Source organism: Paraburkholderia sp. BGA-UO-ETr-F12 (assembly GCF_059567945.1).
Genome location: NZ_JCAQOZ010000063.1, coordinates 67,032 through 92,464 on the forward strand (window position 1 = coordinate 67,032; position 25,433 = coordinate 92,464).

Below are 25,433 nucleotides of genomic sequence, written 5' to 3' on the forward strand. Positions count from 1 at the left end.
TCTGGAGCCTGCCGTCATGAATTTCAATGAGTACCCGATCGAGTCGCTGATGTACATCACGAACCGGCCCGAAATCGTTTTCACGCACGGCAAGGGCTCGTGGCTCTATGACAATAACGGCAAGCGATATCTGGACTTCATCCAGGGTTGGGCGGTCAATAGCCTCGGCCACTGCAACGAGGGCATGATCGAAGCGCTGAACAAGCAGGCGCAACTATTGTTGAATCCGTCGCCGGCCTTTTACAACGAACCGATGGCGAAACTCGCGGGTCTGCTCACGCAGCACAGCTGTTTCGACAAGGTGTTCTTCGCGAACAGCGGCGCCGAAGCCAACGAAGGTGCAATCAAGCTCGCGCGCAAGTGGGGCAAGAAGTTCAAGGACGGCGCGTTCGAAATCATCACGTTCGATCACAGCTTCCATGGCCGCACGCTCGCCACCATGTCCGCCAGCGGCAAACCGGGCTGGGACACGATCTACGCACCGCAAGTGCCGGGTTTCCCGAAGGCGGATCTGAACGACATCGCATCGGTTGAAAAGCTCATCAATGCGAAGACCGTCGCGGTGATGCTCGAGCCGATTCAGGGTGAAGGCGGCGTGATTCCCGCCACCCGCGAGTTCATGCAGCAACTGCGCGCGCTGACCAAACAGCACAACCTGCTGCTGATCGTCGACGAAGTGCAAAGCGGTTGCGGCCGCGCCGGCACGCTGTTCGCGTACGAACTGTCGGGTATCGAACCGGACATCATGACGCTCGGCAAGGGTATCGGCGGCGGCGTTCCGCTCGCGGCGCTGCTTTCGAAAGCCGAAATCGCCGTGTTCGAAGCGGGCGACCAGGGCGGCACGTACAACGGCAATCCGCTGATGACCGCGGTCGGCTACTCGGTCATTTCGCAGCTTACGGCGCCGGGTTTCCTCGAAGGCGTGCGCGCGCGCGGCGAATATCTGCGCGCGAAGCTACTCGAACTGTCGGAAGAACGCGGCTTCGAAGGCGAACGCGGTGAGGGCCTGCTGCGCGCGCTGCTGCTCGGCAAGGACATCGGCAATCAGATCGTCGAGAAAGCACGTTTGATGCAACCGGACGGCCTGCTGCTGAATGCGGCGCGGCCGAACCTGCTGCGCTTCATGCCGGCGCTGAACGTCACGAACGAAGAGATCGACCAGATGATGGCGATGCTGCGTTCGATTCTCGACACGCTGTAATCACACGGAAAAGCGCGTATGACGACGACCGCAGCCCTCTCGATTCGCCGCTTCGAAGCGAGCGACACCGACGCCGTGGTCGCGCTGTGGCAGCAGGCATTCCCCGAGTACCGGGACGTGACGAGGCCGCAGCGCAACCCGCATCTGTCGATCGCCAACAAGCTGGCGACGCAACCGGAGCTGTTCTTTGTCGCGGTGTTTGGCGAGCGTATAGTCGGCACAGTGATGGGCGGCTACGACGGGCACCGGGGCTGGCTGTATTCGCTCGCGGTGGATGAATCGTTGCGACGTCATGGCATCGGCACGAGGCTGGTCGCGCATGTCGAGAACGCGTTGACCGAACGTGGCTGCCCGAAGCTGAACTTGCAGGTGCTGTCCGCGAAGGCCGACGTGCGGGCGTTTTATGAAGCGCTCGGTTATCGCGCGGATGCCGTCATCAGTCTCGGCAAACGCCTCGGCGAACTGGCGGAAACGCCGGCTGCCTGAGCGTCGGACAAGCGCCTGAAAAGAGAAAGGCCGCCTGCGCTTCAATCGCGCAGGCGGCCTTTTTTAACGGCTAAAGCAAATCTGGTCAGGGTTATTCACCCAGCTCATTCACCCAGATAAGCTGCCCGCACCTTCGGATCATCGAGCATCTGCTTCGCATCGCCGGACATCGTGACGAGACCCGAGTCCATCACGTAGCCGCGGTTCGCCGCCTGCAACGCGAGACGCGCGTTCTGCTCGACCAGCAGCACAGTCATGCCTTCGGCCGAGATCGCCCGCACCACTTCGAAGATTTTCTCGACCATGATCGGCGACAGACCCATCGACGGTTCATCCAGCAACAACAGCTTAGGCTTGCTGATGATCGCGCGCGCCATCGCCAGCATCTGCTGTTCGCCGCCCGAAAGCGTACCCGCGTATTGCGCGGCCCGTTCCTTCAGGCGCGGGAAGAAGCCGAACATGCGATCGACGTCTGCCTTGATGCCGTCCGTGTCGCTGCGCAGATAAGCCCCCATTTGCATGTTCTCGACGATCGACATGCGCGAGAAGATGCCGCGGCCTTCCGGCACCATCGCCAGACCGCGTTTGAGCAGCTCGTGCGCCGGGATGCCCTTGATCGACTGGCCCATGTACTCGATATCGCCTGCCGAGTACGGCTTCAGACCCGTGATCGCCTTCATCGTCGTGGTCTTGCCCGCGCCGTTCGCGCCGATCAACGTGACCAGTTCGCCCTGCGCGACTTCGAGATCGATGCCCTTGACTGCCTGAATGCCGCCGTAATTGACCTGCAGGCCCTTGATTTTCAACATTGCCGTAGCCATTAGTGGACCCCCGCACCCAGATAAGCTTCGATCACTTTCGGATCCTTCTGCACGTCCGACGGCAGTCCTTGCGCAATCACCTTGCCGTAGTCGAGCACCGTCATCTGGTTGCACAGACCCATCACCAGTTTCACGTCGTGTTCGATCAGCAGGATCGTCTTGCCGTCCGCGCGGATCTTGTCGAGCAGCTTGGTCAGCTCGACCTTTTCCGTGGCGTTCATGCCGGCAGCCGGTTCATCCAGCGCGAGCAGCTTCGGATCCGTTGCCAGCGCGCGGGCGATTTCCAGACGGCGCTGGTGGCCGTACGACAGATTGCGCGACGTGTAGTCCGCGTACTGCGCAATGCCGACGTACTCCAGCAGTTCGATTGCGCGTTCCTTGATCTCGCGCTCTTCGCGACGCTCGGCCGGCGTTTGCAACACTGCGCCGATCAGACCGTGCTTCGTGCGCACGTGACGACCGACCATCACGTTTTCCAGTGCAGTCATGCCGCCGAACAGACGGATGTTCTGGAACGTACGCGCAATCCCCGCCTTCGCCACCTGATAGACGGCGGTCGGCGTGTATTCCGTGCCGTCGAGCCTGAACTCGCCCGAATCCGGCGTGTACAGCCCCGTGATCACATTGAAGAAGGTTGTCTTGCCGGCGCCGTTCGGGCCGATCAGGCCATAAATCTGGCCCGACTTGATCTCGAGCCCGACGTCGGAAAGTGCCTGCAAACCGCCGAAACGCTTGTTGACGCCTTTGACGGACAGTCGAATGTTATCGCTCATATTTTTTCTCCGCGTCCTTACGCCCGCACCGGTTTCTTGCCGGCGCGCTTCGCCAGTTTCGCAATCTTGTCTTCGTGCTTCGGCGACGGCCACAAGCCTTCCGAGCGATACAGCATGATCACGACCATCGCGAGGCCGTACAACAACTGACGGATCACTTCGGTATCGACGATTTCATGGCCGAAGATCGCGTTCTGCAGCGGACCCATGGTCGAGCGCAGGAATTCCGGGAACACGGCAAGCAGCACCGCGCCGAGAATCACGCCCGGAATGTGGCCCATACCGCCCAGCACCACGCACGCCAGCACCACGACCGATTCCCAGAACGTGAACGATTCCGGCGACACGAAGCCCTGGAACGACCCGAACATCGCGCCCGACAGGCCGCCGAACGACGCGCCCATCGCAAATGCCAGCAGCTTCACGTTACGGGTGTTGATGCCCATTGCCTTGGCGGCGATTTCGTCTTCACGGATTGCGGCCCATGCACGGCCGATCCGCGAGTGCTGCAAACGCGTACAGGTCCAGATCACGAACAGCGAGCAGAGCACGAACAGGTAGTAGTACGAGTACACCGACGGGAACTGGAAGCCGAACAGCGAGTGGGTTTGCGCGAGACTGAAGCCGCCCACCGACACCGGATCGATCCCCGTGATCCCCTTCGGACCATTGGTGATGTTCACCGGACGGTCGAGGTTGTTCATGAAGATCCGCACGATTTCCCCGAAGCCGAGGGTCACGATCGCGAGGTAGTCGCCGCGCAGACGCAAGGTCGGTGCGCCGAGCAGCACGCCGAAGGTCGCCGCGAGCGCCATGGCGATCGGCACGATGATCCAGATCGGCGTATGCAGGCCATTCGGGAACATATGCGCGATCCACTCGAACTGCGAGGTCAGGTGCGGCGAACTCAGCAACGCGGCAACGTAAGCGCCGATTGCATAGAACGCGATGTAGCCCAAATCCAGCAGGCCGGCAAAGCCGACCACCACATTGAGGCCTAGCGCCAGCATCACGTACAGCATCGCGAAGTCGAGCACGCGGACCCAATAGTTGCCGCCGGCCGCGCCGATGATCATCGGCGCCGCGATCACGAAGACCGCGGTAAGGATGCCGACGGTCAACGTCTTCGTCATGTTCTTTTCGGGGATGAGCGTCGTGGACGGCTCGATCGGTTGAATTGAGGTCATGTCTGTCTACTCCTTATGCTCGATCCGCAACACGTTCGCCCAACAGGCCCGACGGACGGAACACCAGCACGATGATCAGCACGATGAATGCGAACACGTCCTGATAGTTACTGCCGAAGACACCGCCCGTGAGATTGCCGATATAACCGGCCCCCAACTGTTCGATCAGGCCGAGCAGCACGCCGCCCACCATCGCCCCGCCGAGATTGCCGATCCCGCCCAGCACCGCCGCGGTAAAGGCCTTCAGCCCTGGGATGAAGCCCATATAGAAGTGTGCGTTACCGTATTCGGACGCGATCATCACGCCGGCGAGCGCGGCCAGCGCCGAGCCGATCATGAAGGTCGCCGAAATCACGAAGTTCGGGTTCACGCCCATCAGGCTGGCAACCCCCGGGTTCTCGGCGATCGCACGCATCGCGCGGCCCAGCTTGGTCTTGTGGACCAGCAGCAGCAGACCGCCCATCACAAGAAACGCCACCACGATGATCACGATTTCGGTCATCGAGATCACGGCGCCCGGCGTCGTATCCGTGGCCTTGATCACGTTGATCGGGTCAGTAGGCAACAGCTGCGGGAACGGCAGCGGGTTGCGCGACCAGATCATCATCGCGAGGGTTTGCAGCAGGATCGACACGCCGATCGCGGTGATCAGCGGGGCGAGGCGCGGCGCTTTACGCAACGGCCGGTAGGCCACGCGCTCGATCGTGTAGCCGACGACAGCACACACAACCGCGGCGATGACCAGCGCAATGCATAGCGTCGGCACATTGCCGAGGCCGGGGAAGTGGTTCTGCAGCACGCCTATGGCTGAGAGCGCGACCATCGCGCCCACCATCAACACATCGCCATGCGCGAAGTTGATGATGCCTAAGATGCCGTAAACCATCGTATAGCCCAGTGCGATGATGGCGTAAACGCTGCCAAGCACCAGCCCGTTGAGGACCTGCTGGATGAAGATATCCATTTAATGCTCCTTAGCCCGTGCGACTGGATTCGCGTTCTTCATCAGCCGGTGGGCGGTGATGCGGTACGCCAATCTCAACGGCACTGCGGGTACTGATGTAAAAGACCGGTAAGGGTTATCCGCCGCCCGGTTCGTCTTGCGACTGTGATGCAGTCGTTCACTTGCCGATGGCGGATGCAAAAACGGCACCGTTGGGTGGTTTCGGTGCCGTCAGGCTACGTCCCGTCATCACATCTTCACGACGTCGAGAACCGCTTTCTTGCCGTCCTTGAAGTCGTAAAGCGTAATGGCGCCCTCTTTCAAATCACCCTTGTCGTCGAACGCGATGTGGCCGATTACCCCGTTGTAATCGGTGGACGGCATCGCAGCCAGCACCTTGGGCGCCTCGATCGAATTAGCGCGCTTCATTGCATCGACAATCACGTACACAGCGTCATACGTGAACGGTGCGTAAATCTGCACCGGCGTGTGGAAGCGGTCCACGTACTTCTTTTCGAAGTCCGCTCCCTTGTCCATTTTGGAAAGCGCGAGTCCCGCTTCCGAACAGACCAGGTTTTGCACGGCGGTTCCCGCCAGCTCACCCACCTTGTCGGTACACACGCCGTCGCCGCCAAGGATTTTTGCCCTGATACCGAGCGCCGCCGCCTGTTTGGCAAACGGCCCGCCCGTCGCGTCCATTCCGCCGAACATGATCACGTCCGGCTGAACACGCCTGATCTTTCTAAGGACGGCCTGAAACTCCGTAGCCCTGTCATTCGTGGCTTCACGCGCGACGACCTTCGCGCCGCTCGCCTGTACCGTCTTTGCGAACTCGTCGGCCAGTCCCTTACCGTATACGGTCGAGTCGTCGACGATCGCGATGCGTTTCGCGCCGAGCACCTTCGTCGCGTAGTTGGCCAGCGCCGGCCCCTGCTGGGCATCGGTCGCGACCACCCGATAAGTCGTCTTGAAACCTTGCTGCGTATATCCCGGGTTGGTCGACGAGGGCGAGATCTGCACAATGCCGGCATCGCTATAGATCTTCGAGGCCGGAATCGAGACGCCTGAATTCAGGTGCCCGACCACGGCGACGACGTGATCCTCGACGAGCTTCTCGGCGGCCGCCGTACCCGTTTTCGGGTCGGCCGCATCATCCTCGGCGTCGAGCTCCAACTGGATCTTGTGACCGTCGATCGTTAAACCCTGCGTGTTGATTTCCTCGACTGCCAGACGCGCACCGTTTTCATTGTCTTTACCGAGATGCGCAATGGGACCCGTTAATGGGGCCGCATGACCGATCTTCACGACAATCGCTTCGCTCGCCGGGGCCGCTGCCACCGTGGCAGCCGATGCACCAGCTCCAACCTCACCATCCTGCTTCTTGCCGCACGCGGTCAACATCGCAACCGCGGTCACGATGGACACGGTGTAAGCAAATTTGACTCGCATTAAGTAGGTCTCCCGCGCCTTGCAAAATCCGTTGTTCGGGACCCGGAGGCCTTGAGAACGCGCGCATTGTAACTCCAATTATGCGACGCGCAATATTGTTGAAACGGTGGGGTTTTCCTGCATTGCAACCTTATTTTGAGAGAGAAATCCAGCGACAGGCGCAACCGGGTTGCGACTAATTTTCGTGCACCAGTTGCACCACCGTCGCGCCCAATGGCATCAAGTGTTGCAGCGAATTAGCCCGATCCCCGGTTACACGGTGGTCCGCGTTAAGTATTACGTTTCCATTGATACCGGGATACACGCACTATTTTAGTGCGTCAAAAATCGCCGCAACGCGTTTCGCTGGATTTAAACGGGGTCACATCTGTCGAAAAACGATTAAATGCCAAATCGCAGTTCAAAAGAATTCGCGTGGAAACACACGTAAAAAGGCTCGGACCTGTGTTCTGGCACTTTATTTCCACCACCTCATGAATCTGCGGACGAAAAAAAAGCGCGCCCTTGGGCGCGCCTTTCTTTCAGAAACGTCGGCTAATCGTCAGGCAGGCAAACCCAGCCCGCGCGGCAGCGGAAACGCGATGTTTTCTTCGATACCTTCAAGCGCGCGCACGTTGCGCACACCGAGCTCATGCAAACGGCCAATCACCGCTTGTGCCAGTGCTTCCGGCGCCGAAGCGCCCGCCGTCACGCCGATCCGGCGCTTGCCTTCGACCCAGACCGGATCGATCTGATCCGGCGAGTCCACCATATAAGACGGCACGCCGAGCTTTTCGGCCAGTTCGCGCAAGCGGTTGGAATTCGAACTATTCGGGCTGCCGACTACGATCACCACGTCGCATTGCGGCGCCATGAACTTGACCGCGTCCTGACGGTTCTGCGTGGCGTAGCAGATGTCCTGCTTCTTCGGTTCGCGGATCGCCGGGTACTTCGACTTCAGGGCGCCGATGATCTCAGCCGCATCGTCGACCGACAGAGTGGTTTGCGTCACGAACGCGATCCGTTCGGGGTCGGCCAGTTGCAGCGCCTGCACATCCTTGATGTCTTCCACCAGATGCATGCCCTCGCCCGCCTGCCCCATCGTGCCCTCGACTTCCGGGTGACCCTTGTGGCCGATCATCACGATATCGAAGCCGTCCTGGCGCATTTTCGCGACTTCAATGTGCACCTTGGTGACGAGCGGACAAGTGGCGTCGTACACGCGCAGGCCGCGCGATTCGGCTTCCGAGCGCACCGCTTTCGACACGCCATGCGCGCTGAAAATGACGGTATTGCCGGCCGGCACCTCTTCCAGTTGTTCGATGAAAATCGCGCCCTTCTTGCGCAAATCCTCGACGACATAGGCGTTATGGACGATTTCGTGGCGCACGTAGATCGGCGAGCCGTGCAACTTGATGGCCCGCTCAACGATCTCAATGGCCCGATCGACGCCGGCACAGAACCCGCGCGGTTGCGCCAGCAGGATTTCGGCTTCGGCAAGAGTCGTATCCGTGATGCTCATGTTTACAGAATCCCGATGATTTTCACTTCAAACGCCAGCGTCTGGCCGGCAAGCGGATGGTTGAAATCGAACAGCGCCGACGTTTCGCCCACTTCTTTCAGGACGCCGGCATAGCGGCCGCCGCCCGGCGCGTTGAATTCGACCAGATCACCCGGCGAAAAATCCTCGCCGATCATGCTGTTTTCACGCAGCGTGGCCAGTGAGACCCGCTGGATCAGCTCCGGATTGCGCGGGCCGAATGCCTGCTCCGGCGTTAGCTGAAAGGTCGAGTGGTGGCCCACCTTCAAACCCAGCAGAATATGTTCCAGCGGCGGCGCCAGTTGACCCGCACCGAGCAGCAGCGTGGCCGGCCTGTCGGTAAACGTATTGATGACTTCGGCGCCATCGGCAAGGGAAAGCCGGTAGTGAAGCGTCACATGTGAACCGGGTTTCACTTCGGAAATGTCGATGATGCTCATGCAATGCTCGCTCAGTCGAAGCGCGCTGCACGCGTGCGCCGCGGGCGCAGTCGACGCGTGTGGCAAACCGTCGGGGTGCCGTGCGCAAAGCGCCTATTGTAAGCCACATAGCGGGCGGCGGCTTGGGTCCGTCGCACGCATCGCGGCGCGGCCGGGCACCGCGCGCCGCCCCAAAGCGAACTGGAGGATGTGTACCTGATATGGCTGATTACGCCTGCACGATAGACAAAGCGCCACCCGAGGCAAGGCTGCCGGAGCCCGGCGCGGCGCCGGCGCGGGCGTCACCGCGCGCTTGCGCCGCAGTTGATAGCGCCACCAGTACCGCCGCCGGTCCTGGCGCTCGCATCGCCAAGGCCGCGGCGAACATCGGCAAATCCGCACCCCAGCGGCTCGTACGCGGCAAATGGCTTAAACACGACATGCCGCGCGAACGGCTGATCGAGCAAGGACCGGGCGTGCTATCCGACACCGAAATGATCGTGCTCGTGCTCGGCTCAGGCCTGCCCGGCCACGATGTATTCAATGTCGCGCGCACCCTGCTCGACCGCTTCGGCTCGCTGCGCGCCATGCTCGACGCAACCTACTCGGACTTCGACGGCCTGCGCGGCATCGGGCCGGCCAAAAAGGCGCAGTTGCTCGCCATCATGGAGATGGCGCGGCGCTCGCTGGTCGATAAAATGCGTGACCGTGTGCTGATGAACTCGCCTGAGGCCGTGAAGGACTATCTGCGCCTCTATATAGGCGGCAAGGCGCAAGAGGTCTTCGTGTCGCTCTTTCTCGACGCCCGGCATCGGCTGATCCGTTGCGAAGAAAGCGCACGCGGCACGCTGACGCGCATGGCGGTCTACCCACGCGAGATCGTCCGGCGCGCGTTGAGTCTGAATGCCGCCAGCCTGATCGTCGCGCATAATCACCCTTCCGGCGCCGTTCAGCCGAGTGCGAGCGACTGCCGCCTGACGCATACGCTGCGCGACGCGCTTGCTCTGATCGACGTGCGGCTGATCGATCATTTGGTGATCGGCGCCGACACTACCTACTCGTTTGCCCATGCCGGCTGGCCCTGAAATGGCCTGAACCTGGGCCGCGGCGACCTCTCGCCGTGTTCGGCATCGCAAATAAGGTTTGATTTTGCGGCTTTTTTTCTGCTAGAATTCCGGTTTGCCTATTTCCAACCCCCTGTTCCGAAGCCACCAAGGCGTTCCGGAAAGGAAACGTGCCTCGAGTTTCCATAAACTCTCAAGCGCGGCTCTTTTCGGGAAACTTTCACGGCGTTCGAACTCAGAATTAGCGTATTAGGAGTGCTCTCATGGCACGCGTATGCCAAGTAACTGGGAAAGCGCCGATGAGCGGCAACAACGTTTCCCACGCGAACAACAAAACCAAGCGCCGGTTCCTGCCGAACCTGCAAAACCGCCGTATTTGGGTGGAAAGCGAAAACCGTTGGGTGCGTCTGCGCGTTTCGAACGCCGGCCTGCGCCTGATCGACAAGAACGGTATCGACGCTGTGCTCGCAGATCTGCGCGCACGCGGTGAAGCCTAAGGAGTAAATCATGGCGAAAGGCGCACGCGACAAGATCAAGCTGGAATCGACCGCAGGCACGGGTCACTTCTACACGACGACGAAGAACAAACGCAACATGCCGGAAAAGATGCTGATCAAGAAATTTGATCCGGTCGTCCGTAAGCACGTTGAGTACAAGGAAACCAAGATTAAATAAATCTTGGTTCCTGCCTGACGAAGGCAAACAGATTTGCAAAAAAGCCTCGCATTCATGCGGGGCTTTTTTATTTTCCATGTCCCGCTTTCGCGCTATTTAACTGCCCCATACCCACCAGGACAGTCTTATCCCGTTCGGCCAGCTTTCCCTCACCCGCTGCGGCGCGTATCCTTTCTCGTTTTAGCGGCATGCGAAAGGCATGCTGTCATGGCAAAAACGAGAGCGGAGATGCGGGCGATGGAATTCGATGTAGCGATTGTCGGTAGCGGTCTGGCAGGTTTGAGCGTCGCGCTCAATCTTGCGCAGACCCGTCGGGTTGCGGTGGTCGCCAAGCGATCGATGACCGAAGGCGCAAGCGATTGGGCGCAAGGCGGGATCGCCGCCGTACTGGATTCGGCGGACAGCATCGAAAACCACGTGAGCGACACACTGATCGCCGGGGGCGGTTTGTGCGACGAGGCGGCAACCCACTTTATCGTCGAACATGGGCGCGCCGCAATCGAATGGCTGATCGAGCAAGGCGTGCCATTCACCAAAGACGACGCCGCCGAACTTGGCTTTCACCTGACACGCGAAGGCGGCCACAGCCATCGCCGGATCATTCACGCCGCGGATGCAACGGGTCATGCCGTAGTCGCCACGCTCAGCGAGCGGGTGCGCCGCCATCCCAACATCACGTTGCTCGAAGACCACTACGCGATCGACCTGATCACGTCCGACCGTCTCGGGTTGCCTGGACGTCGCTGCCACGGTTTATACGCACTCGATCTGCAAAGCGGCCGCACCGTGACCATCGAAGCGCCGCATACCGTGCTCGCCACTGGCGGCGCCGGCAAGGTCTATCTGTACACCACCAACCCCGACACCGCGACCGGCGACGGTATCGCAATGGCCTGGCGCGCCGGCTGCCGCGTGTCGAACATGGAGTTCATCCAGTTCCATCCGACCTGCCTGTTCCATCCCTATGCAAAGTCCTTCCTGATCTCGGAAGCAGTGCGCGGCGAAGGCGGCATCCTGAAGCTGCCCGACGGCACGCGCTTCATGCCTAACCACGACGAACGCGCCGAACTCGCGCCGCGCGACATCGTCGCGCGTGCGATCGACTTCGAGATAAAGAAACGCGGCATTGATTGCGTGTATCTCGACATCAGCCATCAATCGCCCGAATTCCTGCGCGAACACTTCCCGACAATTCTGGCCCGCTGCCTCGAATTCGGCATCGACATCACCAAGGAGCCGATTCCGGTTGTGCCCGCCGCGCACTACACGTGCGGCGGTGTCGTGACCGATCTAACTGGCCGCACTGATCTCGCAGGTCTCTACGCAGTGGGTGAAACGTCCTGCACCGGCCTGCACGGCGCGAACCGACTTGCCAGCAATTCCCTGCTCGAATGCCTCGTGATCGGACGTTCCGCCGCGCAGGCTATTGAGGAAGAAGGCTTCAGCGCCGCTGTCCACGCGCCGCTGCCGGACTGGGATGAAAGCCGCGTGTCCGATCCGGACGAAGAAGTGGTGGTCGCGCACAACTGGGATGAGTTGCGCCGCCTGATGTGGAACTATGTGGGCATCGTGCGCACAGACAAGCGGCTTATGCGAGCCAAACATCGGCTTGCGCTGCTGCGCGACGAGATCCACGAGTACTACGCGAATTTCAAAGTGAGCCGCGATTTGCTTGAGCTGCGCAACCTGGTCGACGTGGCGTCGTTGATTGTTGAGGGCGCTCGCTCGCGACGTGAGAGCCGCGGCCTGCATTTCAGCCGCGATTGGCCGACCACGCTGCCTAAAGCGTTGCCGACCGTGCTGTCGCCAGAGCATGTGCGTAACCGCAACGTGTGATTTCTGAAGCGGTAGTGAAAAGGCCATCGCCGGGCGCCGGCGATGGCCTTTTCACGAATCGCGAACGTTCAAGCGCGCGGCTCAGACAATCCGCATCGAGTAATCCGTAGCGCGGACATCTTTGGTCAGCGCACCAATCGACACGCGATCAACGCCAGTTTCAGCGATGGTCCGCACTGTGTCGAAGTTCACCCCGCCAGACACCTCGAGCACCGCCCGGCCTGCGGTGATGCGCACGGCGTCACGCATTGCGTCGAACGAAAAGTTGTCCAGCAGAATGGATTGCGCGCGGTGCGCCAACGCGATTTCCAATTGCGCCAGCGTTTCGACTTCGATCTGGATCGACACGCCGGCGTTCAGCGCCAGCGCCGCATCCATCGCGGCACCAACGCCGCCCGCTGCGGCGATGTGGTTTTCCTTGATCAGAATGCCGTCGTACAACGCCAGCCGCTGGTTCGCGCCGCCGCCCACGCGCACAGCGTACTTCTGCGCGAGCCGCAAGCCCGGCAAAGTCTTACGTGTATCGAGAACACGCGTCTGGGTGTGAGCAATGGCGTCGACATAGCGGCGCGTCGCGCTCGCCACGCCCGACAGCAATTGCAGGAAATTCAGCGCATTGCGTTCGCCGGTCAGTAGCGCACGGACAGGACCATGTAGTTCGCACACCGGCGTATCCGCCGTCATCCGATCGCCCTCGCGATAACGCCACCGCAAGTCGATGCGCGGATCGACCTGACGCATCACCGCGTTGAACCAGGGCACACCACATAGCACGGCATCTTCGCGCACAATGATGCGTGCATCACGCATGTCGTCCGCGGGGACGAGGCGGCCGGTCTGGTCACCAGCGCCAACATCCTCGGCCAGCGCATCAGCGACATTGCGTGCCAACGCAGCATCGAATGCGGCGCCGTACTGGGCCTGGATCTCCGCGAACAGCGGCGACACCGCCTCGATCTGATTGTGTTCCACCGCCCCCATTACGCCGCTCCCACGTTTGAATACAGTTGCCCGTCGCGCGAGAGATCGCCGCTGGCCTGCACGCGCTTTTTGTGACGCGCCGCGAAGTCGAGCATCCGGTCGATTGGCAAGCGCGCACGCTCGCCAATGACCCGGTCGACGAAGATCTCGTTGTGGCCGCGCTCGAGCACGTCGGCCAGATTGGCCAGGCCGTTCATCGCCATCCACGGGCAATGCGCGCAACTCTTGCAGGTCGCGCTGTTGCCGGCCGTAGGCGCGGCAATCAAGGTCTTGCCAGGTGCGGCAAGCTGCATCTTGTGCAGAATGCCGAGATCGGTCGCCACGATGAAATGCGTTGCGTCGAGTTTCTGGGCGGCGTCGATCAACTGGGTTGTCGAACCCACCACGTCCGCCTGCGCGACCACGTTAGCCGGCGACTCCGGGTGCACCAGCACTTTCGCGCCCGGATATTCGGCGCGCAACAGATCGAGTTCGATGCCCTTGAATTCGTCGTGCACGAGACACGAGCCCTGCCACAACAGCATGTCCGCGCCGGTCTTACTTTGGATATAGCCGCCAAGATGCCGATCCGGCGCCCAGATGATCTTCTCGCCGCGTGCGTGCAGATCGGCAACGATCTCCAGCCCGATCGACGACGTCACCATCCAGTCCGCACGAGCCTTGACCGCCGCGCTGGTGTTCGCGTACACGACCACTGTGCGATCCGGGTGAGCGTCACAGAAGGCCGAGAATTCATCGACTGGACAGCCCAGGTCGAGGGAACAGGTCGCGTCGAGATCGGGCATCAGAATGCGCTTGTCCGGACTCAGGATTTTCGCGGTCTCGCCCATGAAGCGCACGCCCGCCACCACCAGCGTTTGCGCGTCATGATCGCGGCCGAAACGGGCCATTTCCAGCGAATCGGCTACGCAGCCGCCGGTCTCGTCGGCGAGTTCCTGCAGATCCGCGTCGACATAGTAATGGGCGACGAGCACGGCCTTTTCGCGCTTAAGCAACCCGCGGATGCGCTCCTTCAGCGCCACCCTTTGCTCCGCCGACGGCGTATCGGGCACCTTCGCCCACGCCTGCCCGATCCCGCAGGTCATGCCCTGCGCCTGTGGCCGATCGTATTCGACGGCCCTGATCGCCTGCTGATCCATGATCTCCTCTGCCCTCGCGCTGCCGCCGCGGCCTTTCAATCGCGTGTCGTTGAAATTACCGCGGCCCAAAAAGCAAAACCCCGCCAACGCGGGGTTTTGTGACGTAACGAAATTTTAATGGATTTCGCGGTCAGGCATACGATCAAGCATAGCGACGCAGACGCATCGCGAATTCCTGCAGCGCTTTAATACCGCTCTGCTCAGCGCGATGACACCAGTCTTGCAACTGAATCAGCAGTTGATCGCGCGACGCATTGGAGCGTTCCCACATTGCCGCGAGTTCATTGCGCATATCGATGTAGGTCTTGAGCTTCTGGCTATTCGCGAAAATCTGCGGCAACTGACGCTTCTGCGGCTCGTCGAGACCCGCCTCTTCCTTGTGGAACCAGCTGCGCGCACCACGCATGACCTGATACTTCTCGCGCGCGCCCACTTCCTTCAGATGCGCCAATTCCTGACGATAGGCACGCTTGAGCGCCTTGCCGTAACGCGCCATCACTTCGTAGCGGTTTGCCAGCACGGCTTGCAGCGTGTCCTGATCGAGCACCAGCTTGCCGGTGGTCAGACGCGGCGTAGGCGCAATCTTCTTCACCTTGGCCAGACGGAACGCAGACATGATGCGGATGTACATCCAGCCGATATCGAACTCGTACCACTTGTTCGACAGCTTGGCCGACGTGGCATACGTGTGGTGATTGTTATGCAGCTCTTCACCGCCGATGATGATGCCCCACGGGAAGATGTTCGTGCTGGCATCCGACGAGTTGAAGTTGCGGTAACCCCACCAGTGCGCAAGACCGTTCACCACACCGGCCGCCCAGAACGGAATCCATACCATCTGCACAGCCCAGATGGTCAAACCGACGACGCCGAACAGCGCGACGTTCAGCACCATCATCAGGCTCACGCCGAGAATCGGGTACTTGGTGTAGACGTTGCGCTCCATCCAGTCGTTCGGCGTGCCGTGACTGAATTTGCGCATGGTTTCTTCATTCTTGGCTTCGGTGCGATACAGCTCTGCGCCTTCGAGCAGCACCTTCCAGATGCCACGCGTTTGCGGGCTGTGCGGATCCTCTTCGGTCTCGCACTTGGCGTGGTGCTTACGGTGAATCGCGGCCCACTGGCCGGTCAGCATGCCAGTGGTCATCCACAGCCAGAAGCGGAAAAAATGACTGACGATCGGATGCAGCTCCAATGCGCGGTGCGCCTGGCAGCGATGCAGATAGACCGTTACGCCAATGATCGTGATGTGCGTCGCGATTAGCGTGTACAGCACAAGTTGCCACCACGAGAAGTGCAACAGCCCGTGGGCAAGGAAATCGAGCAAGGAATTCAACAAGGCAATTTACCTGTGGAACAAGAGACGCCGGACACACGCAAAATACGTGTGTCAAGAAAGTGAAAGCATACAACGGGATTGGACGATATTCTACTTGAAGCGTTCCAAGTGTTTGTAACAAATAGGGATTTTTTGTGCGGCATCAACGGATTGAACGCGCCGGAAAGTGGTTTTTTCACTGTCCGACGGGTTCGAAATGCCCGTCAACGGGCGCTGTCGGGCTGATTGGCCGCCGCAGCGGTCATTTTTACCACTTGCGGCATGGCGTCGCTGACGTTGCCGACGATTCGCACTTCGCGTTGCGCGAAGGGAATCGAGATGTCGTGCTCGGAGAACAGACGCCAGATATTGCGATTGACGGCCGAGCGCACGCCTGAAGTGCCCGTCGCCGCATCTTCGATCCAGAAACCCAGTTCGAGATTGATGCCGTCGGCACCGAAGCCCACCAGGTAAGGCGTAGGCGCCGGTTCCTGCAATACGCGCGCAACGCCCTGCGCCGCTTGGGCGAGCAACGTCATCGCCTGCTCGACGTCGCAGGTATAGGCCACCTGCACGGCTACCTTGGCGTAACCGCGCGTCAAATAGGAGGACTGATTCTGCACCACGTCCGTAATCAGCTTTTCGTTCGGAATCAACGTTTCGATGCCGTCGAGCCCGCGCACGACCGTATAGCGCGTGCGGATCTGCGTGACCATGCCCTGCAGGCCGCTGACGTTGATCGTGTCGCCGATGCGCAGCGAGCGGTCGATCAGAATGATGAATCCCGAGACGTAATTGCTGGCGATCTTCTGCAGCCCGAACCCGAGCCCCACACCCAGCGCGCCGCCGAACACCCCCAGCACGGTGATGTCGATACCGACCAGCGACAGGCTGATCAGGATTGCCGCCAGCACGAACGCCGCGCGGCCGACGCGCGCCACTACCACCTTGAGGTTGGCGTCGAGCGTCTTTGAGCGCATCAGGCGATCTTCGAACGTGGCGCCGAGCCACATCGCGACGATCATCGTCACGCACACCCACAGGAGGCCCGTAGTGAGCGAGAGCAGCGTCATGTGCGCATTCGCAACCCTGAAGCGCACGCTGCCCATCCAGGCGATCACGTCGTCCTGAATGCCCATCACGGTGAGGATCATGCCGACCCAAACCACCAGCGAGACGATCTTCTCGACAAGGAACAGCCACGGATGATTCGCGCCGTCCTGGCTGAAAACGCGCCGCGCGAAGAAAAATACGATGTAAATCAGGCCGATACCGAACAGCGGCACCAGCGCCAGATCGAGCAGCGCGGTGTGCATGAACTGGCCGGTGATCGCCTGCGCGAGCCAGACGAGCGCTGCACCGATCAGCGGAAAGAATGCACGGTTCAGGCTTTCCGCGCCGAATCGCAGGGTCTGGTAGCGCGTCTGGCGCCGCAGATCGAGCGCACGGCGCAAGAAGCGCGCGAGCAGCCATGCGACGGCGAGCGTGCCAAGCAGCACGCCGACCTGCCACAGCATGACCGGTTGCCCAAAGTCGCGCGCGAGGTCGCCAAACATGTGAGGAAAAATGCGGTTTAGCATGATGTCGCCGAAATCGCCGGTGCGGCCGGGTTCAGGAAAAGAACCCGGCCGCACCGGCAGATAGCTTGCTGCGGTTGGCTTAGCTCTGACGTTCCAGCACGGCGGCGAAGAAGCCGTCGGTTGCGTGACGGTGCGGCCACAGCGACAGGTAATCGCCCATTTCCAGCTCGATACGCTGCTCGGCGAGCACATCGCGCGCCGGCACCAGCGCGAAGTCCGGGTGCTCAGCGAGGAACTGCTGCACGATGGCTTCGTTTTCCGCTTCTAGAATCGAGCAGGTCGCGTAGACGAGACGGCCGCCCTTCTTCACCAGACGTGAGGCGCTGGTCAGAATCGACAGTTGCTTCGGCGCCAGTTCAGCGACCGATTCCGGCGACTGCCGCCATTTCAGGTCAGGATTGCGGCGCAATGTTCCCAGGCCGCTGCACGGCGCGTCGACCAGCACGCGGTCGATCTTGCCGGCCAGACGCTTGATCTTGCTGTCGTGCTCACTGTCGATCAGCACCGGGTTCACGTTCGACAACCCGCTGCGCGCAAGGCGCGGTTTGAGTTTGGCCAAACGCCGCTCGGAAATGTCGAAGGCGTACAGACGCCCGGTAGAGCGCATAGCCGCGCCCAGCGCCAGCGTCTTGCCGCCTGCGCCCGCGCAGAAGTCGACGATCATCTCGCCACGCTTGGGCGCGACCAGCGAGCACAGCAACTGGCTGCCTTCGTCCTGAACCTCAACCCAGCCGTGCTGGAACGCGTCGAGCTTGGTGAGCGGCGGCTTGCCGACCACCCGCACGCCAAACGGCGCGAAAGGCGTCGCGCCCCCCTCGATGCCGGCCTTCGACAACGCGTTCAGCACGTCGTCGCGGCTTGCCTTGATCGGGTTCGCGCGCAGGTCCAGCGGCGCCGGGTAGTTCAGCGCGGCGGCCAGTTGCGCCAGTTCCGCGGGTTCGAAACGCTTGGAGAGCGCCTGGTAGATCCAGTCGGGCAGATTCAGGCGAATCCGCAGCGGCAGGCTTTCCGGATCGATCTTCGCGACGTGTTCGAGCCAGTGCGATTCGGTCTCCGACAAGAACGGCTTGAGGGCCGTGCGGCCGGCCGTCTGCATCAATCCCAGCAAGGCCATGCGGCGCGCCGGGCTGCCGGCGCCGCCTTCGGCCAGGTGAGCGAACTCCATCCGGCGACGCAGCACGGCGAAAACCGCCTCGGCAATCACGCCGCGCTCGCCGTGCCCGAGCTTCGGATGCGCGCGGAAAAAGCGGCTCGTCGTGGCGTCGGCCGGGCCGTTCAGTTTCAGGACTTCAGCCAGCAAAGTCTCGGTTTGTCCAATCAAAAAACCATGCAATCTCATGCGCCCTCTCCGGCGGTGTGACCGGCAAAGAGCCATTGCGGCTCCGGCGGCGTAAGCGTGACACGCAAGCCGTCGAGGGCAAGACGCCCTTCGACGAACCAGCGCACCGCGCGTGGATAGATAATGTGTTCGGTTGCCAGCACGCGTTCCGCGAGCATGGCGGGGGTGTCGCCAGCCTCAACGGGGACTGCCGCCTGCGCGACGATCGGCCCGTGATCCAGCTGCGACGTGACAAAATGCACCGACGCGCCGTGCAGCCGCACGCCGGCGTCCAGCGCCTGTTGATGGGTTTTCAGGCCGGGAAAGCTCGGCAGCAGCGACGGATGCACGTTCAGCATGCGCCCGGCGTAGCGGTCGACGAAACCGGCGGTGAGCACTCGCATGAAGCCGGCGAGCACCACCAGGTCGGGCGCGAAGCTGTCGATTTGGCGCGCCAGCGCGGCGTCGAAGCTCTCGCGATCGGGAAACTGGCGGTGATCGACCACCGCCGTGGCAATGCCGTGCGACGCCGCGAACGCAAGGCCCGCGGCGTCAGGACGGTTGGCAATCACGGCGGCGACTTGCGCCGGCCAGCCCTCGTCCGCGCAGGCGCGAACGATCGCTTCCATGTTGCTTCCCCGTCCGGAAATCAGGATGACGAGTTTTTTCATCCGCGGATTTTATCATTCGGGGGACACTGAAACGGCGACGCGCCGCCGTCTCGTGCGCTGAGCGTTTATAATCGTTTGTTTTGCGGCACCTCGGCCGCCCTACCTTAAACCCGCTATCGTGAGAGTCTTCCGCGGTCTTCCCAATGCTGAAAGCCGTGCGCCCTGCGCACTGACCATCGGCAACTTCGACGGTGTCCACCGCGGCCATCAGGCTTTGCTCGCCCACGTCCGGGCCGCAGCCGATGCACGCGGCCTGCCCGTCTGCGTGATGACCTTCGAGCCGCACCCGCGCGAATTCTTCAACCCGGCCGGTGCGCCGCCCCGCATCGCCATGTTGCGCGACAAGCTCGAGGCGCTGCGCACCAACGGTGTCGACCGGGTGGTGGTCGAGCATTTCAATCACACCTTCGCGAGCCAGTCGCCGGATGCGTTTGTCGAGCGGATCATCGTCAACGGGCTGCATGCCCGCTGGGTCATGATCGGCGACGACTTCCGCTATGGCGCCAAACGCGCGGGCGATTTCGCGTCGCTCAAGGCCGCTGGCCAACAGCACGGCTTCGAAGTCGAGCAGATGGCCACGGTGGCCGATCCGTCCGGCGCGCGCATTTCCAGCTCGGGCGTGCGCGCGGCACTGGTGGCGGGCGATCTCGACGCCGCGCGTGCCGCGCTGGGCCGCGATTACCTGCTCAGCGGGCACGTCGTGCACGGCATGAAGCTTGGCCGCGACCTTGGTTTCCCCACGCTCAATCTGGCGATCGCCCACAAGCGTCCGGCGCTGTCCGGTATTTTCGTGGTGCGCGTGCATGGCGTGGCTGATGAGCCGTTGCCCGGCGTCGCGAGCCTCGGCTTGCGCCCGACCGTCGACGATTCCGGCCGCGTGCTGCTCGAAGTGCATCTGCTCGACTGGCACGGCGACGCGTATGGCAAACTCGTGCGCGTCGAATTCCTGAAAAAGCTGCGCGACGAGGAGAAATACGTCGACCTCGAAACGCTGACCGCCGCCATCGCGCGCGATGTCGCCAATGCGCGCGCGTGGTTCGCGGCCGTCGGCGCCGGCACGCCGGGCAGCCGTTCCACTGGTTTCGCCACCTCGGCCACCGACCGAATTAGATAGCCGCCGCGGTACATGCAAGCGCGCTGAGTGCTGCATGTACCCACCGCTGCGCGCATCGAAGGGCGTCCGTGGATTACGCGACATGCCTGCCGGGCGCGCCCCACGCCCTGCGCTTCGTGCGCATACCGCAGCCTCGCTGCGCTTAGAAAGAATTCACCGCGACCTCATCATGAGCAACAAGAAAGCCGATTCGAAACCGCAGTCACGCTACCCGGTCAACCTGCTCGACACGCCCTTCCCGATGCGTGGCGACCTGCCCAAGCGCGAGCCGCAATGGGTCAAGGAGTGGCAGGAACGCAAGGTCTACGAAAAGATCCGCGCCGCCTCCAAGGGCCGCAAGAAGTTCATCCTGCACGACGGCCCGCCGTATGCGAACGGCGACATCCACCTCGGCCACGCGGTGAACAAGATTCTCAAGGATATGATCGTCAAGGCGCGCAATATGGCGGGCTTCGACGCGGTCTACGTGCCGGGCTGGGATTGCCACGGCATGCCGATCGAAATCCAGATCGAAAAACAGTTCGGCAAGTCGCTGCCGGCCGCTGAAGTGATGCAGAAGGCGCGCGCCTACGCGACCGAGCAGATCGAAAAGCAGAAGGTCGGCTTCCGCCGTCTCGGCGTGCTCGGTGACTGGGACAACCCGTACAAGACGATGAACTTCACGAACGAAGCCGGCGAAATCCGCGCGCTCGCGAAGATCATGGAAAAGGGCTACGTGTTCCGCGGCCTGAAGCCGGTCAACTGGTGTTTCGACTGCGGCTCGGCGCTGGCCGAAGCGGAAGTCGAATACGCGGACAAGACCGATCCGACCATCGACGTGCTGTTCAGCTTCGCCGAACCGGAAAAGACCGCGCAGGCCTTCGGCCTCAAAGCACTGCCGCGCAACGAAGGCGGCATCGTGATCTGGACCACCACGCCGTGGACCATCCCCGCCAACCAGGCGCTGAACCTGCATCCGGAAATCGTCTACGCGCTGGTCGATACGCCGCGCGGCTTGCTGATCCTCGCCGAAGAGCGTGTGGAAGCGTGCCTGAAACAGTACGAACTGGAAGGCACGGTCATCGCAACCGCGCCGGGCGCGAAGCTCGTCAACCTGCGCTTCAATCATCCGCTTGCAGCCGCGCATCCGGCCTACAAGCGCACGGCGCCGGTTTATCTCGGCGACTACGTGACGACTGAATCGGGTACGGGTGTCGTCCACTCGTCGCCGGCCTACGGCGTGGAAGACTTCGTGTCCTGCAAGGCACACGGCATGGCCGATTCCGACATCATCAACCCGGTGATGGGCGACGGCCGTTACATCGAATCGCTCGCGCTGTTCGGCGGCCTGTCGATCTGGGCGGCCAATCCGCAGATCGTCGAAGCCCTGCGGGCCGCCGGCTCGCTGATGCGCACCGAGAACTACCGGCACAGCTACATGCATTGCTGGCGCCACAAGACGCCGATCATCTACCGCGCAACCTCGCAATGGTTCGCCGGCATGGATGTGAAGCCGAACGACTCCGACAAGACGCTGCGCGAAACCGCGCTCGAAGGCATCGAGAACACCGCCTTCTATCCGGCGTGGGGCAAACAGCGCCTGTTCAGCATGATCGCGAATCGCCCGGACTGGACGCTGTCGCGTCAGCGCCAATGGGGCGTGCCGATGGCGTTCTTCGTGCACAAGGAAACCGGCGAACTGCATCCGCGTACGCTGGAGCTGCTCGAAGAAGTCGCGCAACGCGTCGAGAAGGCCGGCGTTGAAGCGTGGCAAACACTCGACCCGCGCGAACTGCTCGGCGACGACGCCAACATGTACGAAAAGAACCGCGACACGCTCGACGTCTGGTTCGATTCGGGCACCACGCATTGGCACGTGCTGCGCGGCTCGCATAAGGACGAACTGCAATTCCCGGCCGACCTGTATCTGGAAGGCTCGGACCAGCATCGCGGCTGGTTCCATTCGTCGCTGCTGACCGCGTCGATGCTCGACGGGCGTCCGCCGTATAACGCGCTGCTCACGCACGGCTTCACCGTCGACGGCGAAGGCCGCAAGATGAGCAAGTCGCTCGGCAACGGGATCGACCCGCACGAGGTGGCGAACCGCCTCGGTGCGGAAATCATCCGTCTGTGGATCGCCTCGACCGATTACTCGGGCGAACTGGCGATCTCCGAGGAAATCCTGAAGCGCGTGACGGAAAGCTATCGCCGCATCCGCAACACGCTGCGCTTTTTGCTCGCGAACCTGTCGGACTTCGACTTCGCGCAACACGCCCGGCCGGTCGAAGACTGGCTCGAGATCGATCGTTACGCGGTCGCGCTCTCGGCGAATCTGCAGAACGACATCCTCTCGCACTACGACAAGTACGAGTTCCACCCGGTGGTCGCCAAGCTGCAGACGTTCTGCTCGGAAGACCTGGGCGGCTTCTATCTCGACGTGCTGAAAGACCGTCTGTACACCACCGCGGCAGACTCCGTCGCGCGCCGCTCGGCGCAGACCGCGCTGTATCACATCGCGCACGGCCTGCTGCGTCTGATGGCGCCGTTCATGTCGTTCACCGCCGAAGAAGCGTGGAAGGTGTTCCAGCCGAACAGCGAAACGATCTTCACCGAGACGTATCACGCGTTCCCGGCCGTGCCGCAAGCCGGTGAACTGCTCGACAAGTGGACGCTGCTGCGCGCCGCGCGCAGCGACGTGACCAAGGCGCTGGAAGAAGCACGCGTTGCGAACCTGATCGGCTCGTCGCTGCAGGCGGAAGTCGAAATCCGGGCGAGCGGCGCGCGTTATGACGCGCTCACAAGCCTCGGCGACGACCTCAAGTTTGTGCTGATCACGTCGGCGGCGAACGTCGTGAAGGTCGACAGCGAAGCGGACGAAAGCGTCGAAGTGATCGCCTCGAAGTATCTGAAGTGCGAGCGCTGCTGGCACTATCGCGCGGACGTCGGCGCCAACGCCGAGCACCCCACCTTGTGCGGCCGCTGCTTCAGCAATCTGTTCGGCAACGGCGAAACGAGGAGCGCGGCATAATGGCAAGAACCGTGTCGAAAGCGTCGTCCGGAAACAGCTCGCTGGCGCCTTGGCTTGGCGTGGCGCTGATCGTGATTCTGTTCGATCAGCTCACCAAGATCGCGATCCAGAAGGTGTTCGCCTACGGTGTTCCGCATGAGGTCACGCCGTTTTTCAACGTGATCCTCGTGTACAACCGTGGCGCCGCCTTCAGCTTCCTCGCGATGGCGGGCGGCTGGCAGCGCTGGGCCTTCACCGCGCTCGGCGTGGTTGCGGCGCTCGTGATCTGCTATCTGCTCAAGCGTCATGGCGGACAGAAAATGTTCTGCACGGCGCTCTCGCTGATTCTCGGCGGTGCGCTCGGCAACGTGATCGACCGGCTCGCGTACGGCCACGTGATCGACTTTCTCGATTTCCACGTGCGCGCATGGCACTGGCCGGCGTTCAATCTCGCCGACAGCGCGATCACGATCGGCGCGATCCTGCTCGTGCTCGACGAGTTGCGGCGCGTACGCGGCTCGCGCTAAACGGCGTTTGACGGGTCGCCATGGCGGCCTGAGCCGCGCCTATGCGGCCGCTTGCGGTCCAGGCTTAGTTGGGCTCAGATGAGCGCTTACGCGCCGATTCGTAGGCGGCCAACGGCGCGGCACCCGCACCGCTGCCCGCCACCACGCTTTGTCGGAGGCTTTCGTTGGCAACCGCAGAACTCGCAGGAAAACACCTCGTCCTCGGCATGACGGGCGGCATTGCCTGCTACAAGATCGCCGAACTCACGCGTCTGTTGACCAAGGCCGGCGCGACGGTCCAGGTCGTCATGACCGAAGCGGCTACCCAATTCATTACCCCCGTCACGATGCAGGCGCTGTCCGGCCGGCCCGTCTACACAAGTCAGTGGGACGGGCGCGTGCCGAACAATATGGCGCACATCGATCTGTCGCGTGAAGCCGACGCGATCGTCATCGCGCCCGCCTCGACTGACTTCCTCGCCAAACTCGCACACGGCATGGCCGACGATCTGCTCTCGACGCTCTGTGTCGCGCGCGATTGTCCGCTGCTGGTCGTGCCGGCGATGAACCGGCAGATGTGGCAAAACCCGGCGACCCAACGCAACGTTGCGCAACTGCGCGCGGACGGCATCGAAGTGCTCGGCCCCGATTCGGGTCCGCAAGCGTGCGGCGAAATCGGCGACGGGCGCATGCTGGAAGCAGCCGCCACGTTCGAAGCAATCGCGTCGTTCTTCTCGCCCAAGATCCTGTCCGGCCGTCGCGTGTTGCTGACCGCCGGCCCGACCTTCGAGCCGCTCGATCCGGTGCGCGGCATCACCAATCGTTCGAGCGGCAAAATGGGCTTTGCACTGGCACGCGCCGCGCAGCAAGCGGGCGCCGAGGTCCATCTGATCGCCGGCCCCGTCGCGCTGGAAACGCCGTGGGGCGTGTTCCGCGAAGACGTGCAAACCGCGCAGCAAATGCACGACGCGGTGATGCGCTCAGTGGCGGACGCCGACATCTTTATCGGCGTGGCCGCGGTGGCCGACTGGCGCGTCGATCACGCCAGCGAACAAAAGATCAAGAAGACCGCCGATCGCGCACTGCCCACCTTCACGTTCGTCGAGAATCCGGACATTCTGGCGTCGGTGGCCAAGCTGCCGCATCCGCCTTTCGCCGTCGGCTTTGCTGCGGAAAGCGGCGATCTCGAAGTGCATGGCGAAGAAAAGCGCGTGCGCAAGAACGTACCGCTGCTGATCGGCAACCTCGGCCCGCTGACGTTCGGTCTCGACGACAACGAGGTCATCCTGTTCGAAGCAGGGGGTGCAACAAAGCTGCCGCGCGCCGACAAGCAGACGCTCGCGCGCGCCTTGATCGTGGAAATTGCAAGGCGTCTGCCCGACACAAGTCTGATCCGCTAAGGCCGCTCGCGGGCGGCGCACGCCGGCTTCACCGCGAGCACCTTCTG

General features: G+C 62.0%; 23 protein-coding genes. 10 read left to right on the top strand and 13 right to left on the bottom strand.

Annotated features, from left to right (window positions below):
• Window positions 1-16: 16 nt before the first annotated feature.
• Window positions 17-1,201, top strand: a complete 1,185-nt coding sequence (locus AC57B6_RS31095; RefSeq protein ID WP_030101150.1) for an acetylornithine transaminase — start codon at window positions 17-19, stop codon at window positions 1,199-1,201.
• Window positions 1,202-1,219: 18 nt separating this feature from the next.
• Window positions 1,220-1,687: a GNAT family acetyltransferase gene (locus AC57B6_RS31100; RefSeq protein WP_028197880.1), complete on the top strand. Its 468-nt coding sequence runs from the start codon at window positions 1,220-1,222 to the stop codon at window positions 1,685-1,687.
• A gap of 104 nt (window positions 1,688-1,791) precedes the next feature.
• On the opposite strand, the gene AC57B6_RS31105 is transcribed toward AC57B6_RS31100, so the two are convergent.
• From AC57B6_RS31105 to AC57B6_RS31135, 7 genes are all read right to left on the bottom strand, one after another.
• Entirely contained in the window at window positions 1,792-2,508 is a 717-nt protein-coding gene (locus tag AC57B6_RS31105; protein WP_028197881.1) for an ABC transporter ATP-binding protein, read from the bottom strand.
• Complete coding sequence (locus AC57B6_RS31110; protein ID WP_028197882.1) at window positions 2,508-3,281, bottom strand: ABC transporter ATP-binding protein; 774 nt, start codon at window positions 3,279-3,281, stop codon at window positions 2,508-2,510. The genes AC57B6_RS31105 and AC57B6_RS31110 overlap by 1 nt, the downstream gene beginning before the upstream one ends.
• A 17-nt stretch (window positions 3,282-3,298) precedes the next feature.
• Window positions 3,299-4,468, bottom strand: a complete 1,170-nt coding sequence (locus AC57B6_RS31115) for an ABC transporter permease subunit (RefSeq protein WP_216750030.1) — start codon at window positions 4,466-4,468, stop codon at window positions 3,299-3,301.
• Between the two features lie 13 nt (window positions 4,469-4,481).
• The gene (locus tag AC57B6_RS31120) at window positions 4,482-5,432 is read right to left on the bottom strand and encodes a branched-chain amino acid ABC transporter permease (protein WP_028197884.1); all 951 of its coding nucleotides are present in this window, start codon (window positions 5,430-5,432) and stop codon (window positions 4,482-4,484) included.
• A 228-nt stretch (window positions 5,433-5,660) separates the two neighbouring features.
• Window positions 5,661-6,860: a branched-chain amino acid ABC transporter substrate-binding protein gene (locus tag AC57B6_RS31125; RefSeq protein WP_496422769.1), complete on the bottom strand. Its 1,200-nt coding sequence runs from the start codon at window positions 6,858-6,860 to the stop codon at window positions 5,661-5,663.
• 541 nt (window positions 6,861-7,401) lie between these two features.
• The gene (gene ispH / locus AC57B6_RS31130; RefSeq protein WP_028197886.1) at window positions 7,402-8,361 is read right to left on the bottom strand and encodes a 4-hydroxy-3-methylbut-2-enyl diphosphate reductase; all 960 of its coding nucleotides are present in this window, start codon (window positions 8,359-8,361) and stop codon (window positions 7,402-7,404) included.
• A 2-nt stretch (window positions 8,362-8,363) separates the two neighbouring features.
• Window positions 8,364-8,819: an FKBP-type peptidyl-prolyl cis-trans isomerase gene (locus AC57B6_RS31135; protein ID WP_028197887.1), complete on the bottom strand. Its 456-nt coding sequence runs from the start codon at window positions 8,817-8,819 to the stop codon at window positions 8,364-8,366.
• Window positions 8,820-9,019: 200 nt separating this feature from the next.
• Between AC57B6_RS31135 and radC the strand changes: the two genes are divergently transcribed.
• The 4 genes from radC to nadB all read left to right on the top strand — a co-directional run bounded on the left by radC (window position 9,020) and on the right by nadB (window position 12,373).
• Window positions 9,020-9,883, top strand: coding sequence for a RadC family protein (radC, locus tag AC57B6_RS31140; RefSeq protein ID WP_144192462.1), 864 nt, complete (start codon window positions 9,020-9,022; stop codon window positions 9,881-9,883).
• A gap of 242 nt (window positions 9,884-10,125) precedes the next feature.
• Complete coding sequence (gene rpmB, locus AC57B6_RS31145; protein WP_007180631.1) at window positions 10,126-10,359, top strand: 50S ribosomal protein L28; 234 nt, start codon at window positions 10,126-10,128, stop codon at window positions 10,357-10,359.
• Between the two features lie 10 nt (window positions 10,360-10,369).
• Window positions 10,370-10,537 carry a 50S ribosomal protein L33 gene (gene rpmG, locus AC57B6_RS31150; RefSeq protein WP_007180630.1) on the top strand — a complete coding sequence of 56 codons (168 nt, stop codon included), beginning with the start codon at window positions 10,370-10,372 and terminating at the stop codon, window positions 10,535-10,537.
• A 237-nt stretch (window positions 10,538-10,774) separates the two neighbouring features.
• Window positions 10,775-12,373, top strand: a complete 1,599-nt coding sequence (gene nadB / locus AC57B6_RS31155) for an L-aspartate oxidase (protein WP_496422811.1) — start codon at window positions 10,775-10,777, stop codon at window positions 12,371-12,373.
• A gap of 81 nt (window positions 12,374-12,454) precedes the next feature.
• Here the strand turns inward: nadB and nadC are convergent, their stop codons facing one another.
• The 6 genes from nadC to purN all read right to left on the bottom strand — a co-directional run bounded on the left by nadC (window position 12,455) and on the right by purN (window position 19,380).
• A complete protein-coding gene (gene nadC / locus AC57B6_RS31160) occupies window positions 12,455-13,354 on the bottom strand; it encodes a carboxylating nicotinate-nucleotide diphosphorylase (protein ID WP_046567950.1) in 900 nt (299 codons plus the stop codon).
• Window positions 13,354-14,493: a quinolinate synthase NadA gene (gene nadA, locus AC57B6_RS31165; RefSeq protein WP_183796466.1), complete on the bottom strand. Its 1,140-nt coding sequence runs from the start codon at window positions 14,491-14,493 to the stop codon at window positions 13,354-13,356. The genes nadC and nadA overlap by 1 nt, the downstream gene beginning before the upstream one ends.
• Before the next feature lie 142 nt (window positions 14,494-14,635).
• The gene (locus AC57B6_RS31170) at window positions 14,636-15,832 is read right to left on the bottom strand and encodes a DesA family fatty acid desaturase (protein WP_028197892.1); all 1,197 of its coding nucleotides are present in this window, start codon (window positions 15,830-15,832) and stop codon (window positions 14,636-14,638) included.
• A 203-nt stretch (window positions 15,833-16,035) separates the two neighbouring features.
• Window positions 16,036-17,391, bottom strand: coding sequence for a mechanosensitive ion channel family protein (locus AC57B6_RS31175; protein WP_144192461.1), 1,356 nt, complete (start codon window positions 17,389-17,391; stop codon window positions 16,036-16,038).
• A gap of 79 nt (window positions 17,392-17,470) precedes the next feature.
• Window positions 17,471-18,730 (bottom strand): RsmB/NOP family class I SAM-dependent RNA methyltransferase, encoded by a 1,260-nt coding sequence (locus AC57B6_RS31180; protein WP_030101144.1) that lies wholly within the window; start codon window positions 18,728-18,730, stop codon window positions 17,471-17,473.
• The gene (purN, locus tag AC57B6_RS31185; protein ID WP_106352515.1) at window positions 18,727-19,380 is read right to left on the bottom strand and encodes a phosphoribosylglycinamide formyltransferase; all 654 of its coding nucleotides are present in this window, start codon (window positions 19,378-19,380) and stop codon (window positions 18,727-18,729) included. Before purN ends, AC57B6_RS31180 begins: the two co-directional genes overlap by 4 nt.
• Before the next feature lie 118 nt (window positions 19,381-19,498).
• Here purN and AC57B6_RS31190 point away from each other — a divergent pair, with 118 nt between their 5' ends.
• The 4 genes from AC57B6_RS31190 to coaBC all read left to right on the top strand — a co-directional run bounded on the left by AC57B6_RS31190 (window position 19,499) and on the right by coaBC (window position 25,386).
• Window positions 19,499-20,494, top strand: a complete 996-nt coding sequence (locus AC57B6_RS31190; protein ID WP_496422770.1) for a bifunctional riboflavin kinase/FAD synthetase — start codon at window positions 19,499-19,501, stop codon at window positions 20,492-20,494.
• Between the two features lie 169 nt (window positions 20,495-20,663).
• A complete protein-coding gene (gene ileS, locus AC57B6_RS31195) occupies window positions 20,664-23,501 on the top strand; it encodes an isoleucine--tRNA ligase (RefSeq protein ID WP_496422771.1) in 2,838 nt (945 codons plus the stop codon).
• Complete coding sequence (gene lspA / locus AC57B6_RS31200) at window positions 23,501-24,007, top strand: signal peptidase II (protein ID WP_496422772.1); 507 nt, start codon at window positions 23,501-23,503, stop codon at window positions 24,005-24,007. Before ileS ends, lspA begins: the two co-directional genes overlap by 1 nt.
• Before the next feature lie 164 nt (window positions 24,008-24,171).
• Window positions 24,172-25,386 carry a bifunctional phosphopantothenoylcysteine decarboxylase/phosphopantothenate--cysteine ligase CoaBC gene (gene coaBC / locus AC57B6_RS31205; RefSeq protein WP_030101141.1) on the top strand — a complete coding sequence of 405 codons (1,215 nt, stop codon included), beginning with the start codon at window positions 24,172-24,174 and terminating at the stop codon, window positions 25,384-25,386.
• Window positions 25,387-25,433: the final 47 nt, after the last annotated feature.

Bases quoted from the DNA above. Each gene is read 5' to 3' on its own strand.
- ispH (WP_028197886.1), bottom strand. From the start codon at position 8,361: ATGAGCATCACGGATACGACTCTTGCCGAAGCCGAAATCCTGCTGGCG.
- nadB (WP_496422811.1), top strand. From the start codon at position 10,775: ATGGAATTCGATGTAGCGATTGTCGGTAGCGGTCTGGCAGGTTTGAGC.
- AC57B6_RS31115 (WP_216750030.1), bottom strand. From the start codon at position 4,468: ATGACCTCAATTCAACCGATCGAGCCGTCCACGACGCTCATCCCCGAA.
- AC57B6_RS31095 (WP_030101150.1), top strand. From the start codon at position 17: ATGAATTTCAATGAGTACCCGATCGAGTCGCTGATGTACATCACGAAC.
- rpmB (WP_007180631.1), top strand. From the start codon at position 10,126: ATGGCACGCGTATGCCAAGTAACTGGGAAAGCGCCGATGAGCGGCAAC.
- AC57B6_RS31110 (WP_028197882.1), bottom strand. From the start codon at position 3,281: ATGAGCGATAACATTCGACTGTCCGTCAAAGGCGTCAACAAGCGTTTC.
- ileS (WP_496422771.1), top strand. From the start codon at position 20,664: ATGAGCAACAAGAAAGCCGATTCGAAACCGCAGTCACGCTACCCGGTC.
- AC57B6_RS31125 (WP_496422769.1), bottom strand. From the start codon at position 6,860: ATGCGAGTCAAATTTGCTTACACCGTGTCCATCGTGACCGCGGTTGCG.
- nadC (WP_046567950.1), bottom strand. From the start codon at position 13,354: ATGGGGGCGGTGGAACACAATCAGATCGAGGCGGTGTCGCCGCTGTTC.
- nadA (WP_183796466.1), bottom strand. From the start codon at position 14,493: ATGGATCAGCAGGCGATCAGGGCCGTCGAATACGATCGGCCACAGGCG.
- AC57B6_RS31175 (WP_144192461.1), bottom strand. From the start codon at position 17,391: ATGCTAAACCGCATTTTTCCTCACATGTTTGGCGACCTCGCGCGCGAC.
- AC57B6_RS31120 (WP_028197884.1), bottom strand. From the start codon at position 5,432: ATGGATATCTTCATCCAGCAGGTCCTCAACGGGCTGGTGCTTGGCAGC.
- AC57B6_RS31105 (WP_028197881.1), bottom strand. From the start codon at position 2,508: ATGGCTACGGCAATGTTGAAAATCAAGGGCCTGCAGGTCAATTACGGC.
- AC57B6_RS31135 (WP_028197887.1), bottom strand. From the start codon at position 8,819: ATGAGCATCATCGACATTTCCGAAGTGAAACCCGGTTCACATGTGACG.
- radC (WP_144192462.1), top strand. From the start codon at position 9,020: ATGGCTGATTACGCCTGCACGATAGACAAAGCGCCACCCGAGGCAAGG.
- AC57B6_RS31100 (WP_028197880.1), top strand. From the start codon at position 1,220: ATGACGACGACCGCAGCCCTCTCGATTCGCCGCTTCGAAGCGAGCGAC.
- AC57B6_RS31180 (WP_030101144.1), bottom strand. From the start codon at position 18,730: ATGAGATTGCATGGTTTTTTGATTGGACAAACCGAGACTTTGCTGGCT.
- rpmG (WP_007180630.1), top strand. From the start codon at position 10,370: ATGGCGAAAGGCGCACGCGACAAGATCAAGCTGGAATCGACCGCAGGC.
- purN (WP_106352515.1), bottom strand. From the start codon at position 19,380: ATGAAAAAACTCGTCATCCTGATTTCCGGACGGGGAAGCAACATGGAA.
- lspA (WP_496422772.1), top strand. From the start codon at position 23,501: ATGGCAAGAACCGTGTCGAAAGCGTCGTCCGGAAACAGCTCGCTGGCG.